A 16,217-nucleotide genomic window follows, 5' to 3' on the forward strand; every position below is an offset into this window, starting at 1 on the left:
CCACCGGGAGGACCGGGGACGCGCCAGAGGCGAGCGGGTGAGTACGGGGGCGTTCACCCCGAGGTGGTGGGCGACATCAGCGACGCGACGTCGATGTCCTTGCCGAGCCATCCGGCCTCGACCATCCAGTCGGCCACCCGCTGCAGCCGCACCGGGTTGTCGGAGCTGGAGAAGTACGGGAACGTGACGGTGGCGGCGGTCGCCTTCTCGATCTGGGTGAAGTTGGGCAGCACGTCGACGACGAGCTCGCGGTTGGACTCCATCATCTTGGCCGCGGCGTGCAGCGCGCGCTGGAAGGCGGCGGCCGTGTTCGGGTTCTTCTCGTACCATTCCTGGGTGCTGACGTAGCCCGAGATGGGGAACTCGGCGGCCGGGCCGGACGCCGGGTCGAGAATCTTACGGGCGCCCATCTGGGAGGTCGCCGCGGTGACCATGGGCTCACCCAGGTAAGCCGCGTCGATCTGGCCCTTCTGCCAGGCCGGCATGATGTTCTGGAACGTCACCTGGACGTATTTGATCTTTTTCGGATCGACATTATTTGCTTTTAGGACCTGGGTCAGCGCGAGCTCCTGGAAATTGTGCAGGACGTTCACGTTGATCGTCTTGCCTTCGAGGTCCTTGGCCGACCTGATCGGCGAATCAGGCAAAGCCATCACACTCAGGGAATCCGGGGCCGCGCGCGAGCCCTCGGCCAGGATCCGCAGCTTCAGCGCGCCCTGGTCGTGGGCCTGGAACATGGACACGTAATTGCCGAACATGGCGTCGATCTCGCCATTCAGGAGCATGGGAATGGCCTCGGGGGACGACTGCACGATCTGCGGCGTGACCTTGAGCCCCTCCTTCTCGAACAGTTTCTGGTCGATGGCCACGTACAGGGCGGCCGTGTCGATGGCCGGCAGGCCGACGACCTTGATCTCGGTCTTCTCCAGGCCGCCGTTGGCGGCAGCGGTTGAGGTCGGCGCGCTGGTCGTGGTGCTGTCACCGCTGCACGCGGTGATTCCCAGCGCCAGGACCAGCCCGATGACGGCGGCCCTGCTAGGACGGCCAAGCCTCATGTCTGGGACTCCCTTCGCACGGTTAGACGGAGCCTGAAGGTAGGGGGGTGGTCTGTTTCTCGCGGGAGGTGCGCCTGGACACGCAACAAGCACTGACGGTAGCACCAGATGGCGCTCCATCATCGCGAAAATAACACTTATGGTTGCATTGCCGGTTTGACGTTCTATCGTGGTGATTGGCTTGAACAATTAACAATCTTCGTGCTTTCGCCTGCCTTGACTGGGGTTGAGGGGCTCGGGTCGGGCGGTGAAGGAGGTGATGGGTGGGTTCCCGATACTGGTGATGCGTTCGATGATCGGCCAATACGAGCTGTGAGTCGGCTGCCCTCATTTCTCATGACGTGATGGGCGGTCTGGTGACCGTGTCGCGATATCGGGGACGATTAGGCGCCCCGTGCTCGAAATGGCCCTCATCTCGATAGTCAATGAGCCCCCACCCGCAATGGTCATCGAGATTCCCCGTCCGGGGCGAGAGGTTGCGAAGGCAGTGAGTAAGCAGGGTGCTGTAGCTTCCGTTGACCGCGAACCGCACGGCCACCAGGACCGACACCGGACCAGACCTTTCCCGAGCAGATTCCGTCTGGGCAACTGGCACGTGCGATCACGCCTGGTCGCGCTCATCGCGGTGCCCACGGCCGTGGGCGTCGCCCTGGGCGGCCTGAACGTGATCACCTCGCTCCAGGACGCGAACACGTACCAGACCCTGCGCGAGGTCGCCGAGCTGAGCGAGTCGCTCGGCGCGGTCTCCCACGCGCTCGCCGCCGAGCGGGACGAGACCGCTCTCTACATCGCCCAGGGCAGGCCCGACGTGCGCGAGCCGCAGCTGCGCGGCATCCACAACGAGGTCGACGACCTCATCGCGGACGTCAGGCAGCGCGCCACCGCCGTGAACGACACCCACGGCGACGCCGTCCGCCCGGTGCTGCGCAGGCTGGAGGAGATCCGGGCGCTGCGCGACACCGCCGTCGAGGGCAAGATCCAGCCGTTGCCGACGATCGTCAAGTACTCCCAGATCAACGCGGGCATCCTGCAGTTCCACGACCAGCTCGGCCAGGTCGCCGTCGACGACGTGGTCGCGCACACCGCGGGCGCCATGGCGGCGATCGCGCGGGCCAAGGAGCAGGCGTCCAGACAGCGCGGCATCCTGGCCAGCGCGCTGGACAAGAAGAGCTTCGACGCCGGCGAGCTGGACTCCCTCACCACGTCCAAGGCGCGGGAGGAGAGCGAGGAGACGCTCTTCGCCACGCTGGCGACGCAGGACCAGCTCGAACTCTTCCGCAACGTGGTCGTGGGCCAGGACATCGACCAGACCGACCTGTTCCGGTTGCGGGCCATCGCGCAGTCGGCGCAGAACCGGCCGCTGAGCATCGGCACCGACCCGGCCAAGGACGTCGCCACCTGGTTCGACGTGAGCTCCGGCAAGATCGAGGCGATGCGGAAGGTGGAGACCTCGCTGTCCTCCTCCCTCATCCTGCGCGCCCGCGCGCTGGAGGACGGCGCCAACAGGGCCGCGCTGATCTCGGCCGGGCTCATCATGATCCTGCTGCTCGTGGTGCTCGCCGTCATCACGCTCATCGCCCGCTCCCTGATCAGGCCGCTGCGGAGGCTGCGCCGCGAGGCGCTGGACGTGGCCAACCACCGCCTGCCGGAGACCGTGCGCACGCTGCGCGACAGCGGTGACGCGACGCCCGCCCCCGTCGCGCCGATCGGGGTCAAGACCGAGGACGAGATCGGCGAGGTGGCGCGGGCGTTCGACGAGGTGCACCGGGAGGCGGTGCGGCTGGCGGGCGAGGAGGCGCGGCTGCGCGCCAACGTCAACGCGATGTTCGTCAACCTGTCGCGGCGCAGCCAGACGCTGGTAGAGCGGCAGATCACCCTGATCGACGGCCTGGAGCAGGGCGAGCAGGACGAGCAGCGGCTGGCCAACCTGTTCAAGCTGGATCACCTGGCCACCCGCATGCGCCGCAACTCCGAGAACCTGCTGGTCCTCGCCGGTCAGGACCCGCCCCGCCGGTGGAGCCAGCCGGTCAAGATGGTCGATGTGGCCCGCGCCTCGCTGTCGGAGGTGGAGGGATACGAGCGGGTGGTGCTCCAGGTCCCCGACGGGGTGTCGATCGCCGGACAGGCCGTCAACGACGTGATCCACCTGCTGGCCGAGCTGGTGGAGAACGCGCTGTCCTTCTCCCCGCGCGAGACCCGCGTGACCCTCTCGGGCAGCCGGATCGACGGCGGCGGCGTGATGCTGTCGATCACCGACTCCGGCATCGGCATGACCCAGGAAGAGCTCGCCCAGGCCAACGAACGGCTGACGGACACGCCCGGCATGGACGTCGCGGTCTCGCGCCGCATGGGCCTGTACGTGGTGGCCAGGCTGGCGCACCGGCACGGCGTCCGGGTGCAGTTGCGCCCGCACGCCTCGGGCGGGCTGACCGCGATGGTGCTCATCCCCGAGTCGCTGCTCGCCCAGTCGGCCGCCCTCGCGGGCGCGTCCGGCGGCCAGGGCGACGCGTACACCGGGCCCCAGCCCGCGCCGATGCCGCTCAACGTCTTCCCGATGGGCCCCGGACACCCCTCCTTCCCAGGCCCCGACGTCGGAGCGGACGGCGTCGGCTCCGTCTGGCCGGCCCCGCCGTGGCCGCCGGACGGAAGCTGGCCGGAGCCCAGCCGGGGCGGCGGCGGGTCGTACGAGACCAACGACTGGGTGCCCCCGCGCACCCCCGGATGGAACGGCGGCAACCCGCCGATGCCCCGCCGTGGCATGCCCGACCAGCGGCAGCCCATGGGCTACGCGTACGGCGAGCGCATCGACCCGCCGGAGCGGCCGAAGTACGAGTTCCCCGGCAGCGAGCCGTCCACCGGCCCGCTCCCGGCCGTCGGCCCCGGCTCCTCCGGCAGCGGGGACGACTACCTGCCGATCTACGCCGCGGTGGAGTCGGCCTGGTTCGAGCGCGGCGGTTCGAGCTGGAGCTCGTCGAAGGCGGACGAGGGCTGGTCGGCGGCGCAGGCGGCCGTGGAGCCGGTACGCGACGGCTCGACCGCGGCCGGGCTGCCCAAGCGGGTGCCCAGGGCGAACCTGGTGCCCGGCTCGGCCGAGACCGCGTCGGCGCCCAAGGGCGTCATGCCGGTGCCCGCCGTCTCGCCGGATCGGACCCGCTCCCGGCTGTCGAGCTTCCAGCAGGGCTTCCGCGCGGCGCGCGACGACATCAACGGCGGCCGGACACCGGCGAACACGCCCCCGCCCGGCCCGGCCTTCGGCGGGAACGCGTCCGGAGGGAACACCTTCGGCGGCATCAACGGCAGGAACGACGACACAGGCGAGGACCTATGAACGAGCTGAGCCATGCCGCACGTGGCGTGGACTGGTTGATCACCGATTTCGTCAGCACGGTGCCGGGCGTGGCGCACGCCGTGGTGGTCTCCTCCGACGGGCTGCCGCTGGCGGCCTCGTCGGGGTTCCCCGCGGACAGGGCTGATCAGCTCGCGGCCATCGCGTCCGGCCTGGTGTCGCTGACCGCGGGAGCGGCCCGGGTGTTCGAAGGCGGCGGGGTGGCGCAGACCATCGTCGAGATGCAGCGGGGGCTGATGCTCATCATGTCGGTCTCGGACGGCTCCTGCCTGGCGGTGCTGGCCGCCCCCGACTGCGACATGGGCCTGGTGGCGTACCAGATGACCTTGATGGTGGACCGGGCGGGGCAAGTGCTCACGCCCGCGGTGCGTGCGGAACTGCGCGCGGCCCAGACCAGGTGATGCGGGTGACGGATTCGCGGTGGAACAGCGGCGGCTGGGAGCAGGGCCTCCCGCCCCGATCGCAGGCCGACCCGGCGTCGCCGGTGCGGCCTTACGCGGTGACCGGCGGGCGGACGGCGCCGCGGGTCAAGCTGGCGATGGAGGCGCTGGTGTCGTCGGCCACCGCCGAACACCGGGAGTTCTCCCATATAACCCCTGAATATCAAGCGATTTCCCGATTGTGTCGTCAGGTGCGGTCGGTCGCCGAGGTGTCGGCTCTGCTGCACATCCCGTTGGGGGTGGCGCGGGTGCTGATCGCCGACATGGCGGCTGAAGGGCTCGTACGCGTGCACCAGCCGCAGCTGGATGCCGGCCGTCCGGACGTCAACTTGCTGGAAAGGGTGCTCAGTGGACTTCGCAGGCTCTAGCGGGGAATTGACCTCGACCAAAATAGTGGTGGCCGGCGGCTTCGGGGTGGGCAAGACGACGTTCGTCGGCGCCGTGTCGGAGATCATGCCGTTGACGACCGAGGCCGTGATGACCGACGCGTCGGCGGGGATCGACGACCTTGGCATGACGCCGCTGAAGTCGACCACGACCGTGGCCATGGACTTCGGGCGGGTGTCCCTGGACCGTGACCTGATCCTCTACCTGTTCGGCACGCCGGGTCAGCACCGGTTCTGGTTCATGTGGGACGACCTGGTGCGCGGCGCGATCGGGGCCGTGGTGCTGGTCGACACGCGGCGGCTGGCCGACAGCTTCCCGGCGATCGACTACTTCGAGGAGGCCCAGCTGCCGTTCATCGTGGGCGTCAACGGCTGGGACGGGCAGTATCCGCACCCCGACAGCGAGGTCCGCGACGCGCTCTCGCTGGTCCCGCACATCCCGCTCATCCGCCTGGACGCGCGCTCCAAGGAATCGGTGAAGGGCGCGCTCATCCACCTGGTCGAGCACGCCCTGACCGTGCGCACCGCCGTCCCCGGCTGGAACGGCTAGGCGGGAACCGCCTCGATCACGCTGGCGGCGGCCTCCAGGCCGACGACCCTGGTCAGGGTGAGGTCCGCGCGGGCGAGCAGCGCACCGTACTCCGCCCTGCTGCGCTCGGCGCCGCCGTCGAAGACGGCGAGCATCCGCATGTCGAGGTCCTTGCCCAGGTGGGGAGCGTCGTCGTCGGGCAGCACGATCTCCAGGATCAGCACCCGGCCGGTCGGGCTCATCGCCTGACGCACCGTGCGCAGGATCGCCACCGCGTCCTCGTCGTCCCAGTTGTGCAGCACGCTGCCGAGCAGGTAGGCGTCCCGGCCCTCCGGGACCGACCGGAAGAAGTCGCCCGGCACCAGCTCGCAGCGGCCGGCCAGACCGTCGTCCGCGAGCGCCTGCCTGGCCTGCTCGACGACGTGCTCCCGGTCGAGCAGCACTCCGCGCATCTCGGGGTTGGCCCGCAGGATCGCCGACAGGATGTGTCCCCGCCCGCCGCCCACGTCCACCAGGCTGTGCACGCCGGTGAAGTCGTAGCCTTTCACCAGGCCCTCGATGAACGGGATCGCCCTGGTCGACATGTATTCGCCGAAGATCCTGCTCGCCTCGGGGTCGGTGGCCAGGCTCTCGTAGAGAGGGCCGTAGCGGGCCGTGAGCGCCGACGATCCCGAGCGGACGGTGGCGGGCAGGTTGCCCATCGCATACCAGAGCCTCTCGTCGCCCAGCATCCGGATCGACGAGCGCAGCGAGCCGGGGACGTCCGAGCGCAGCACGGTGCCCCGTTCGGAGAGGTCGTAACGGTCGTCTCCGGCACGCCGCACCAGGCCCATGGCCGCCAGCTCGCGCAGCACCCTGCGGAGCGCGCGCGGATCCGCCTCGCACCGCCTGGCCAGCTCGGCCGGCTCGAGCGGGCCGTGGGCCAGCTCGTCGGCCACGCCCAGCTCGGCCATGGTCAGCAGGGCCGCGAAGCGGGAAAGATCCGCCATCGCGTCCCAGATGAGGTCGTCGGAGTGACGCATGGATTCCTTTCTCGATCTCGTATCGTCATGGTCTGCGGGTGGCCTGGCGGTGCCAGACCAGGACCCGCCGTTCGGCCAGCACGAACAGCGCGTTCACCAGATAGCCGAGCACGCCGAGCAGCGCGATCGCCGACCAGACGCCGGCCGCGTCGAAGCTCCGCTGCGCCTGCAGCATCTGGTAGCCGATGCCGTCGGTGCCGCCGAAGATCTCCGAGAGCACCATGAGGATCAGCGCCAGCGACAGGCTCAGCCGCAGCCCGGCGAAGATCTTCGGTGACGCCGCGGGGATGACGACCACCCGCAGATGCTGGGCCTTCGACAGCCCGAACACGGTGGCGGTCTCGGTGTAGGTGCGGTCCACCGACCGGGCGCCGTCGATGCTGTTGAGCAGCACCGGCCAGATGACGCCGAACACGATCGTGGCCAGCTGCGTCGCCAGGCCCGACTGGAACAGCACGAGGAACAGCGGCAGCAGCATCGGCGGCGGCACCGCCCGGCCGAACTCGATCAGCCCGTCCACGTACCCGGAGATGGTGCGCGAGCGCCCCAGGACCACCCCCACCACCACGCCGATCAGCGAGGCGAGGACCCAGCCGCCGAACATGCGGCCGAGGCTGGGCATGATGTTGGCGAACGCGTCATCGGTGAGGAACAGCCGGGAGGCCGGTCCCGAGAACCACAGCTCGTACATCCGCACGACGATCTCGCTGGGAGGCGGGAAGTCGTCGTCCACGTAGACGAAACGGGTGACCAGCTCCCAGGCGACTATCACCAGGGGTACGAACCAGAGCCGGTTGAGCACTTTCACGTCCGCGCCCCTCCCGTCCGCAGCCAGTGCCAGCGGAACAGGCGCCGCTCGGCCGTCTGCAACGCCAGGTTCGCCACCACTCCGAAGATCCCGGCCCACAGCGTGGCCGCCATGATCAGGTCCATCCGGTTGCCCGAGCCGGCCGCGACCGCGAACACGCCGATGCCGTTGACGCCGCCGGCCAGCAGCTCCGCGCTCACGGCCAGCACCAGCGCGATCCCGGCGGCGATCCGCACGCCGGTCGCCATGAACGGCGCGGCGCTGGGCAGGCTGACCCGGGCCAGCACCGCCAGCGGGCCGAACCCGAAGGTCCGCATCGACTCCTTGGCCAGCGGGTCGACGTCGTGCATGCCGTACAGGGTGTTGATGAGGATCGGCCACAGCGACGCGTAGACGATGACCGAGACCTTCATCAGCGAGTCTTCGGGGATGAGCAGGATCGCCAGCGGGATGATCGCCACCGACGGGATCGGCCGCATGAACTCCAGCAGCGGCCGGACCGCCTGCTCCGCCCGGGGCAGCGCGCCGAGCAGCACGCCCAGCGGCACCCCGACGCCGATCGCGACCAGCAGGCCGAGCGCCCAGTTGCCGATCGTGACCAGCATTCCTTCGAGGAACTCGGGGTCCGCCAGGAGGAGCGCGGCTTCGTACAGGATCACCGACGGAGCCGGGAAGTCGAACGTCCGGGACACCCAGAGTCTGATGACCAGCTCGCCGAGAATGAGGAAGCCCGCGACGCCGATGGCGCCGCGGGTCAGTTGGGCACTTCTCATCCTGCTGCTGGGGGAGCCACGATGATCGACTTCACGTCGATCGGCTTCTCGAGGTACTTGTACTCGAGCATCAGGTCGGCGACCTTCTGCAGCCGGTCGGCGTTCAGCTCGCTCGGGTAGGTGCCGAGCGTGATCACCGACGCGACCTCCGGCGTGATCTTCGTGTACGTCGGGATCATCGCCTCGATCTCCTTGCGGTCGCTGGAGGCGAGGGTCTGGGCCTTGGAGATCGCGCGCTGGAAGGCGGCCAGCGTCTTCGGGTGCTTCTGCGCCCACTCCTCGGTGGCCATCCAGCCGGCGATGGGCAGGTTCTCGGTCTCACCGGTCATCGTGTCGGCGAGCTTGCGGAAGCCGAGCTGGCTCTGCGTCGCGGTGATGAACGGCTCGGTGATCCAGCCGGCGTCGGCCTGGCCGCTCGCGATGGCGTTGCCCATCTCGGGGAACGGCTTCTCCGCGAATTTGACGTCGTTTTCAGTAAGACCGGCGACCTTCAGCTGCGTCGTCACGGCAAGCGTGGCGACGTTGCGCAGGTTGTTGACCAGGATGGTCTTGCCCTTGAGGTCCGCCACCGCGTTAATCGGCGAGTCCTTCGGGACCATGATGTTGAAGTTGTTTTCAGCGGCCTGGTACATGTCCGCGACGAGCTTCAGCTTCTTGCCGGCCTCGACCGCGGAGAAGGTCGAGACGTAGTTCGTCATGGAGATGTCGAGTGAGCCGTTCTCCACTTGCGGGATCGCGGCCGCGCCACCGGTAATGATGACCGGCTCGACCGTGAGGCCCTCCTCCTTGAAGTAGCCCTTGGCGTTCGCGATATAGAGCGACACGGGGTCGGGAATGGGGAGGGCCCCCACCTTGATGGTGGTCTTTTCCAGACCGTCGGCGTTGGCCGTCGTGTCGGGGGACTCGCCGCCGCTGCCACAGGCGGTAAGGGCGAGTGCGACTGCGGCGCCGACGGCAATGGCGCGACAGCGCAGGTTGCGTGTCATGGGGAAGGTCTCCTACCAGGGGGGAAGCTATTGGAGCGCGGCATTCGATCGCCGGGCGTGAAGCGTACCGGAGGGGAGATCAGAGCTGAAGCCGATCCGTCTCGAATCCCCTAGTTTTCTGCTTAACACGACTTCTCGCTTTATAGTCGCATATATTACTTTCTGTCATCTAAAGGGTCATATGTCCGAATCGGAAGATCGTAGCTCTCCGTAAACGGAAGCTAGCGGCCCGAACAAAGCGGCCCTCTGGACGATGGAAAACTCGTGAGGCGTTGGCTCAACTATGAGGTTTGTGCTCAAATTGGGCACCGAACTTGCCTGCGATCACGCGTCGGCGTGCCAAATGCGCGTGATCCCCACTAAGCAGCAGGCTATGGCGAGAGGTTGCCACAGTGAGGACACCAGCGACCGATTCCGGTCGTAGCAGGGCGCAAGACCTGCCGGGACCGCCCGTTTCCACGCTGGCGCCGGCGGACCGGCCGCTGCCCAAGCCGGGCAGCTCGTTCGCTCTGCGTAACTGGCGAGTACGGACCCGCCTCATCGCCCTCATCGCCATCCCGACGATCGTCGGCGTCCTCCTCGGCGCGCTGCGCGTCGGCACCTCCATCGGCAGCGCCCAGCAGTACGCGCAGGTCGGTGAGGTCAACACGCTGATGAGCAGTGTCGGGGAGCTCGCGCACAACCTGGCGGTCGAGCGCGACCGGGCCGCCCGCTACGTCGCCTCCAACCGCAGACAGGGCGAACTGCAGCCGCTGACCACGCAGCAGGATATCGTCGACGCCAGCGCCAAGCGCTTACTCGGGATTTCGGGCTCCGCCCAGGGCCTGCTGTCGGATCTGGGCCAGAGGCGTCTGGAACTCACCCGCTTCCGGCTCGGGCAGCTGCCCACGATGCGCAAGACGATCCAGGGAAGCCAGCTCCCGCCGCTGCCGACCATCGAGAAGTACAGCGAGGTCATCAGCGATCTGCTGCAGCTCTTCGACGAGGTCGGCCAGGGGGCGGCCGACGAGCAGATCACCTCGACCAGCACGGCCATGCGCGCCGTGGCCCGGGCCGAGGAGGAGACCTCCAAGCAGCGCGCGCTGCTGTCCGCCGCGCTGCTGAAGAACGAGTTCACCGGACCCGAGTTCAACGCCTTCGTCGACGCCCGCGCCCGCCGCGAGAGCGAGCGGGCGACCTTCCGCAGCGCCGCCACGCCGGCCCAGCGCCAGCACTTCGACAACACGGTCACCAGCGTCGAGGTCGGCCGGGCCGAGTTCTACGCCAACCGCGCGATCTTCCTGCACAACGCGGGGACGGCGCTGCAGCGCCTGGACACCACGACCACCAAGGACGTCGACAAGTGGTACGACTCCATCACGCGGACGGTCGACAAGCAGAACGAGGTGCAGAAGGCCCTCTCGCAGCAGATCGCCACCCGCAGCGCCGACCTGCAGGGCGCCGACCGGCAGGCGGCCGCCTTCAGCATCGGCCTGGTCATCCTGCTGCTGGCGCTGGTCCTCGTGGTCACCGCCGTCATGGCGCGCTCGCTCGTACGGCCGCTGAGGCGACTGCGCGGGGACGCGCTCAAGGTCGCCGGCAAGACGCTGCCCGGCCTGGTGCGTCAGCTGCGCGAGGGCGAGGCGGATCCGGAGTCGCTGCACGTGCCGCCCATCCAGATCTCCTCCAAGGACGAGATCGGTGAAGTCGCGCGGGCGTTCGACGAGGTGCACCGGGAAGCGGTGCGGCTGGCGGGCGAGGAGTCCCGCCTGCGGGCCAACGTCAACGCGATGTTCGTGAACCTGTCGCGGCGCAGCCAGACGCTGGTCGAGCGGCAGATCACCCTGATCGACGGCCTGGAGCAGGGCGAGCAGGACGAGCAGCGGCTGGCCAACCTGTTCAAGCTGGACCACCTGGCCACCCGCATGCGCCGCAACTCCGAGAACCTGCTGGTCCTCGCCGGCCAGGAGCCGCCACGCCGCTGGAGCCAGCCCGTCAAGATGGTCGACGTGGCCCGCGCCTCGCTCTCCGAGGTCGAGAACTACGAGCGGGTCGTGCTCCAGGTCCCCGACGGCGTCTCCGTCGCCGGCCAGGCCGTCAACGACGTCATCCACCTGATCGCCGAGCTGGTGGAGAACGCGCTGTCGTTCTCCCCGCGCGAGACCCGGGTGACGGTGTCCGGCAGCCGGATCGACGGCGGCGGCGTGATGCTGTCCATCAGCGACTCCGGCATCGGCATGACCCAGGAAGAACTCGTCCAGGCCAACGAACGGCTCGCCCAGACCGTGGCCGTGGACGTCTCGGTCTCGCGCCGCATGGGCCTGTTCGTGGTCTCCCGGCTGGCGCAGCGGCACGGCATCCGCGTACAGCTCAGGACGCAGAGCGGCGGCGGGCTCACCGCGATGGTGCTGGTGCCCGAGAGCCTGCTGGGCGCGCAGACGCAGGGCTTCGACGGCGCGGCCGGCGCCGCCGGGGCGCTGGCCGGCATGCAGCGCGCCAGGGCCGAGGCCTTCACCTCGCCGCCGCCCGTGCCCCAGTGGGGCGACAACGGCTTCCAGATGAGCCCGGCGCACCCCTCGTACCCGGGGAGCGCGGAACCCAGCGGCTCCTGGCCCGCCACCAACGTGCAGTGGCCGTCCAACGGCGGCGGCTCGGGCGCGTGGCCGTCCGATCCGCGCGGCGGCGGGTTCGACACCGACGACGTGTGGATCCCCTCGCGCGTCCCCGGCAGCTGGACGAACGAGCAGGCGCCGCCGATCGAGCGCCCCGCCGACCCGCTGCCGACCAGGAACCCGGCCAACCGCGGCAAGCAGGCGTACGACTTCCCGGAGACGGCCGAGTCGGGGGCCACCGGCCCCATGCCCGCGGTCAACGCCTCCTCGGGAGGGGACGACTACCTGCCGATCTTCGCCTCGGTGGAGTCGGCCTGGTTCGAGCGCGGTGGCAGCAGCGGCGCGTGGGGGTCGGCCAAGGCGGACGCGGGATGGACCGCGGCGCAGGCGGCGGCCGAACCCGTACGGGACGGCGCGACGGCCTCAGGGTTGCCCAAGCGGGTGCCGAAGGCGAACCTGGTGCCGGGCTCGGCCGACACGGCCGCGGCGCCCAAGGGGGTCGCCCCGATGCCCGCGATCTCACCGGACCGGGTGCGCAGCCGGCTGGCGAGCTTCCAGAAGGGCTTCCGTGCGGCACGCGACGACATCAGCGAGGGCAGGGCGAACGTCTCTGACCCGAGGGAGAACAGGGAGGAGGGCGCGTGAACGACCTGAGCCAGGCGGCGCGGGGAGTGGACTGGTTGGTCACGGACTTCGTCAACAGTGTTCCCGGTGTCGCGCATGCGGTGGTGGTGTCGTCCGACGGACTGCCCCTGGCCACGTCGGCCGGGTTTCCGGTGGACCGGGCCGACCAGCTGGCGGCGATCGCCTCCGGGCTGGTGAGCCTGACCCAGGGCGCGGCCCGGGTGTTCGAGGGCGGCGCCGTGAACCAGACGATCGTGGAGATGCAACGGGGGCTCATGCTGATCATGTCCATTAGCGACGGTTCCTGTCTGGGAGTGCTCGCCGCTCCGGACTGTGACATGGGGCTGGTCGCGTACCAGATGACGTTGATGGTGGATCGCGCCGGCAAGGTGCTGACCCCGGCGGTGCGTGCCGAGCTGCGCGCCAGCCAGACCAGGTGATGTAGGTGACGGACCCCAGATGGAACAGCGGCGGCTGGACTCCCCAGCCGCCTCCGCCGTCGAGCAACGACCCGGCCTCGCCGGTCCGTCCCTACGCGGTGACCGGCGGGCGGACCGCGCCCAGGGTCAAGCTCGCGATGGAGGCCCTGGTGTCGTCGGCGACGGCCGAGCACCGGGAGTTCTCCCACATCACTCCCGAATACCAGGCGATCAGCCATCTCTGCCGTCAGGTGCGGTCGGTCGCGGAGGTGTCGGCGCTGTTACGGATGCCCTTGGGCGTGGCGCGGGTGCTGATCGCCGACATGGCCGCTGAGGGCCTGGTCCGGGTGCACCAGCCGCAGCTGGACGAGGGCAGGCCGGATGTCAACCTGCTGGAAAGGGTGCTCAGTGGACTTCGCAGGCTCTAGCCCCGGGCTCACCTCGGCGAAGATCGTGGTGGCCGGCGGCTTCGGGGTGGGCAAGACGACGTTCGTCGGCGCCGTGTCCGAGATCATGCCGCTGACGACCGAGGCCGTGATGACCGACGCGTCGGCGGGGATCGACGACCTCGGCATGACCCCGCTCAAGACGACCACCACGGTGGCCATGGACTTCGGGCGGGTGTCCCTGGACCGCGACCTGATCCTCTACCTGTTCGGCACGCCCGGGCAGCACCGGTTCTGGTTCATGTGGGACGACCTGGTGAAGGGGGCGATCGGCGCGGTCGTCCTGGTCGACACGCGCCGGCTCGCCGACAGCTTCCCGGCCATCGACTACTTCGAAGAGGCCAAGCTGCCCTTCATCGTGGGCATCAACGGCTGGGACGGACGGTACCCGCACGGCGACAACGAGGTCCGTGAGGCGCTCACGCTCGCGCCGCACATCCCGCTCCTCCGTCTCGACGCGCGTACGAAGGACTCGGTCAAGGGCGCTCTGATCAACCTCGTGGAGCACGCGTTGTCGGTCCGGATGGCCGTGCCAGGCTGGAACGGCTAGCGAAGCGGATAGGCTGAGAGCAGACCCACATTCGCTTCGAGGACTGGCCAACCACGTGTTCGAGACGCTTTCCGACCGGCTGACATCGGTCTTCTCCTCCCTCCGATCCAAGGGTCGGCTGTCCGACGCCGACATCGACGCGACCACCCGCGAGATCCGCATCGCGCTGCTCGAGGCCGATGTCGCGCTCCCGGTGGTCAAGGCGTTCGTCGCCCGGGTCAAGGAGCGCGCCCGCGGTGCGGAGGTCTCGCAGGCGCTCAACCCGGCGCAGCAGGTCGTCAAGATCGTCAACGACGAGCTGATCGAGATCCTGGGCGGCGAGACGCGCAGGCTGCGTTACGCCAAGACGCCGCCGACCGTGATCATGCTCGCCGGTCTCCAGGGCTCCGGCAAGACCACGCTGGCGGGCAAGCTCGCCAAGTGGCTGCGCGAGCAGGGCCACGTGCCGCTGATGGTCGCCGCCGACCTCCAGCGCCCCAACGCGGTGCAGCAGCTCCAGGTGATGGGTGAGCGCGCGCAGGTCGCGGTCTACGCTCCGGAGCCCGGCAACGGGGTCGGCGACCCGGTCGACGTCGCCCGCCGCTCGATCGACGAGGCCAGGCGCCAGCAGCACGACATCGTCATCATCGACACCGCCGGCCGCCTCGGCATCGACCAGGAGCTCATGCGGCAGGCCGCCGACATCCGCGACGCGGTCCAGCCCGACGAGATCATGTTCGTGGTCGACGCCATGATCGGCCAGGACGCCGTCACCACGGCCCAGGCGTTCATGGACGGCGTCGGCTTCGACGGCGTGGTGCTCACCAAGCTCGACGGCGACGCCCGCGGCGGCGCGGCCCTGTCGGTGCGCCACATCACCGGCCGCCCGATCATGTTCGCCTCCACCGGCGAGAAGCTGGAAGACTTCGACGCCTTCCACCCCGACCGGATGGCCTCCAGGATCCTCGACATGGGTGACATCCTCACCCTGATCGAGCAGGCCCAGAAGACGTTCGACGAGGAGCAGGCCGCCAAGATGGCGGGCAAGCTCACCTCGGGCGAGAACTTCACGCTGGAGGACTTCCTCGAGCAGATGATGATGGTCCAGAAGATGGGCCCCATCAAGAACCTGCTCGGCATGATGCCCGGCATGGGGCAGATGCGCGACCAGATCAACTCGATCGACGACCGCGACCTCGACCGCATCGCCGCCATCATCCGTTCGATGACCCCGGCCGAGCGGCAGGACCCGAAGATCATCAACGGCTCCCGGCGGGCCCGCATCGCGAACGGCTCCGGCACCACGGTCAGCGCCGTCAACAACCTGGTCACCCGCTTCTTCGAGGCCCAGAAGATGATGAAGCGGATGGCCGGCGGCATGGGCATCCCCGGCATGCCGGGCGGCAAGGGCAAGGCGGCCAAGTCCTCCAAGAAGGCCAAGAAGGGGCGGCGCGTGAGCGGCGACCCGCGCAAGGCCGCGCTCGGCAAGGCGACCGCGGCCGACGAGGCCCCCGCCGCGCCCAAGAAGGGCGGCGCGCTGGGCAACCTCGGCGGCAAGCTGCCTCCGGGCGTCGAGCTGCCCCCCGGCTTCGACCCGTCGAAGCTGCGGCTGCCCGGCCAGAAGTAATCTTCGTGGCGGCGGGCGTGTGGGTCCCGGGCAGTGTCCGGCGTCTGGCACAATGACATGTTGGAACACCGTGACCAGGCGGGTGCCCTCTCACCTCCCGCAGGTCACGTTTGTCCCTTGAGCGGGCTCGCATCGTGCCCCACTCGATGAGAAGCCGCTCACTCGTGTCTGTGAACGCAGGAGAGACCACACCCGTGGCAGTCAAGATCAAGCTCAAGCGGCTCGGCATGATCCGCAACGCTCAGTACCGCATCATCGTCGCCGACAGCCGCACCAAGCGTGACGGCCGTGCGATCGAGGAGATCGGTCTGTACCACCCGAAGGAACACCCTTCGCGTATCGAGATCAATGGTGAGCGTGCCGCTTACTGGCTGGGTGTCGGCGCGCAGCCGACCGAGCCGGTGCTCAAGCTGCTCAAGCTCACCGGCGACTGGCAGAAGTTCAAGGGCGAGCCCGCCCCGGCGCCTCTCAAGGTGGCCGAGCCGGCGCCCGACAGGCACGCCGTCTACGAGGCCGCCGCCAAGGAGGCCCTGGCCGGTGGCGAGACCGCCACCACCGCCACGACGCCGAAGAGGTCCAAGAAGAAGGACGAGGCCGAGGCCCCCGCCGAGACCCCGTCCGAGGGCGAGGGCTGAC

Annotated in this window: 15 protein-coding genes; 10 read left to right on the top strand and 5 right to left on the bottom strand. The window is 69.1% G+C overall.

What is annotated here, in order from left to right; translation table 11 throughout:
* Positions 1-53: 53 nt before the first annotated feature.
* Positions 54-1,055 (bottom strand): ABC transporter substrate-binding protein, encoded by a 1,002-nt coding sequence (locus tag AB0K05_RS04400; protein ID WP_187281344.1) that lies wholly within the window; start codon positions 1,053-1,055, stop codon positions 54-56.
* Positions 1,056-1,650: 595 nt separating this feature from the next.
* Here AB0K05_RS04400 and AB0K05_RS04405 point away from each other — a divergent pair.
* The 4 genes from AB0K05_RS04405 (at position 1,651) to AB0K05_RS04420 (ending at position 5,777) form a co-directional block, all read left to right on the top strand.
* Entirely contained in the window at positions 1,651-4,383 is a 2,733-nt protein-coding gene (locus AB0K05_RS04405; protein ID WP_364226563.1) for a nitrate- and nitrite sensing domain-containing protein, read from the top strand.
* Positions 4,380-4,802, top strand: a complete 423-nt coding sequence (locus AB0K05_RS04410; protein WP_148033790.1) for a roadblock/LC7 domain-containing protein — start codon at positions 4,380-4,382, stop codon at positions 4,800-4,802. The genes AB0K05_RS04405 and AB0K05_RS04410 overlap by 4 nt, the downstream gene beginning before the upstream one ends.
* Before the next feature lie 83 nt (positions 4,803-4,885).
* Positions 4,886-5,209, top strand: coding sequence for a DUF742 domain-containing protein (locus AB0K05_RS04415; protein ID WP_148034881.1), 324 nt, complete (start codon positions 4,886-4,888; stop codon positions 5,207-5,209).
* 7 nt (positions 5,210-5,216) lie between these two features.
* The gene (locus AB0K05_RS04420) at positions 5,217-5,777 is read left to right on the top strand and encodes an ATP/GTP-binding protein (RefSeq protein WP_148033789.1); all 561 of its coding nucleotides are present in this window, start codon (positions 5,217-5,219) and stop codon (positions 5,775-5,777) included.
* Here the strand turns inward: AB0K05_RS04420 and AB0K05_RS04425 are convergent.
* The 4 genes from AB0K05_RS04425 to AB0K05_RS04440 are packed head-to-tail and all read right to left on the bottom strand — an operon-like array spanning position 5,774 to position 9,345.
* Entirely contained in the window at positions 5,774-6,778 is a 1,005-nt protein-coding gene (locus tag AB0K05_RS04425) for a methyltransferase (protein ID WP_364226567.1), read from the bottom strand. The genes AB0K05_RS04420 and AB0K05_RS04425 overlap by 4 nt on opposite strands.
* A gap of 25 nt (positions 6,779-6,803) precedes the next feature.
* Complete coding sequence (locus tag AB0K05_RS04430; RefSeq protein ID WP_219546583.1) at positions 6,804-7,586, bottom strand: ABC transporter permease; 783 nt, start codon at positions 7,584-7,586, stop codon at positions 6,804-6,806.
* A complete protein-coding gene (locus AB0K05_RS04435) occupies positions 7,583-8,359 on the bottom strand; it encodes an ABC transporter permease (RefSeq protein WP_364226570.1) in 777 nt (258 codons plus the stop codon). Before AB0K05_RS04435 ends, AB0K05_RS04430 begins: the two co-directional genes overlap by 4 nt.
* Positions 8,356-9,345 carry an ABC transporter substrate-binding protein gene (locus tag AB0K05_RS04440; RefSeq protein ID WP_261808793.1) on the bottom strand — a complete coding sequence of 330 codons (990 nt, stop codon included), beginning with the start codon at positions 9,343-9,345 and terminating at the stop codon, positions 8,356-8,358. The genes AB0K05_RS04435 and AB0K05_RS04440 overlap by 4 nt, the downstream gene beginning before the upstream one ends.
* A gap of 392 nt (positions 9,346-9,737) precedes the next feature.
* On the opposite strand from AB0K05_RS04440, the gene AB0K05_RS04445 reads away from it, so the two are divergent.
* The 6 genes from AB0K05_RS04445 to rpsP all read left to right on the top strand — a co-directional run bounded on the left by AB0K05_RS04445 (position 9,738) and on the right by rpsP (position 16,216).
* On the top strand, positions 9,738-12,581 hold the full coding sequence (locus AB0K05_RS04445; RefSeq protein ID WP_364226574.1) for a nitrate- and nitrite sensing domain-containing protein: 2,844 nt from the start codon (positions 9,738-9,740) through the stop codon (positions 12,579-12,581).
* The gene (locus tag AB0K05_RS04450; RefSeq protein WP_148033784.1) at positions 12,578-13,000 is read left to right on the top strand and encodes a roadblock/LC7 domain-containing protein; all 423 of its coding nucleotides are present in this window, start codon (positions 12,578-12,580) and stop codon (positions 12,998-13,000) included. Before AB0K05_RS04445 ends, AB0K05_RS04450 begins: the two co-directional genes overlap by 4 nt.
* A gap of 98 nt (positions 13,001-13,098) precedes the next feature.
* Positions 13,099-13,407, top strand: coding sequence for a DUF742 domain-containing protein (locus tag AB0K05_RS04455; RefSeq protein ID WP_261808889.1), 309 nt, complete (start codon positions 13,099-13,101; stop codon positions 13,405-13,407).
* Positions 13,388-13,975 carry an ATP/GTP-binding protein gene (locus tag AB0K05_RS04460; protein ID WP_261808792.1) on the top strand — a complete coding sequence of 196 codons (588 nt, stop codon included), beginning with the start codon at positions 13,388-13,390 and terminating at the stop codon, positions 13,973-13,975. The genes AB0K05_RS04455 and AB0K05_RS04460 overlap by 20 nt, the downstream gene beginning before the upstream one ends.
* Positions 13,976-14,030: 55 nt before the next feature.
* Positions 14,031-15,581, top strand: a complete 1,551-nt coding sequence (ffh, locus tag AB0K05_RS04465) for a signal recognition particle protein (protein WP_271275861.1) — start codon at positions 14,031-14,033, stop codon at positions 15,579-15,581.
* Positions 15,582-15,775: 194 nt separating this feature from the next.
* Positions 15,776-16,216: a 30S ribosomal protein S16 gene (gene rpsP, locus AB0K05_RS04470; protein WP_148033780.1), complete on the top strand. Its 441-nt coding sequence runs from the start codon at positions 15,776-15,778 to the stop codon at positions 16,214-16,216.
* Position 16,217 lies beyond the last annotated feature (1 nt).

Source organism: Nonomuraea sp. NPDC049486 (assembly GCF_040676925.1).
In the GTDB taxonomy this organism is placed as follows: domain Bacteria; phylum Actinomycetota; class Actinomycetes; order Streptosporangiales; family Streptosporangiaceae; genus Nonomuraea; species Nonomuraea ferruginea.

Bases quoted from the DNA above. Each gene is read 5' to 3' on its own strand.
- AB0K05_RS04400 (WP_187281344.1), bottom strand. From the start codon at position 1,055: ATGAGGCTTGGCCGTCCTAGCAGGGCCGCCGTCATCGGGCTGGTCCTG.
- AB0K05_RS04410 (WP_148033790.1), top strand. From the start codon at position 4,380: ATGAACGAGCTGAGCCATGCCGCACGTGGCGTGGACTGGTTGATCACC.
- AB0K05_RS04425 (WP_364226567.1), bottom strand. From the start codon at position 6,778: ATGCGTCACTCCGACGACCTCATCTGGGACGCGATGGCGGATCTTTCC.
- AB0K05_RS04435 (WP_364226570.1), bottom strand. From the start codon at position 8,359: ATGAGAAGTGCCCAACTGACCCGCGGCGCCATCGGCGTCGCGGGCTTC.
- AB0K05_RS04440 (WP_261808793.1), bottom strand. From the start codon at position 9,345: ATGACACGCAACCTGCGCTGTCGCGCCATTGCCGTCGGCGCCGCAGTC.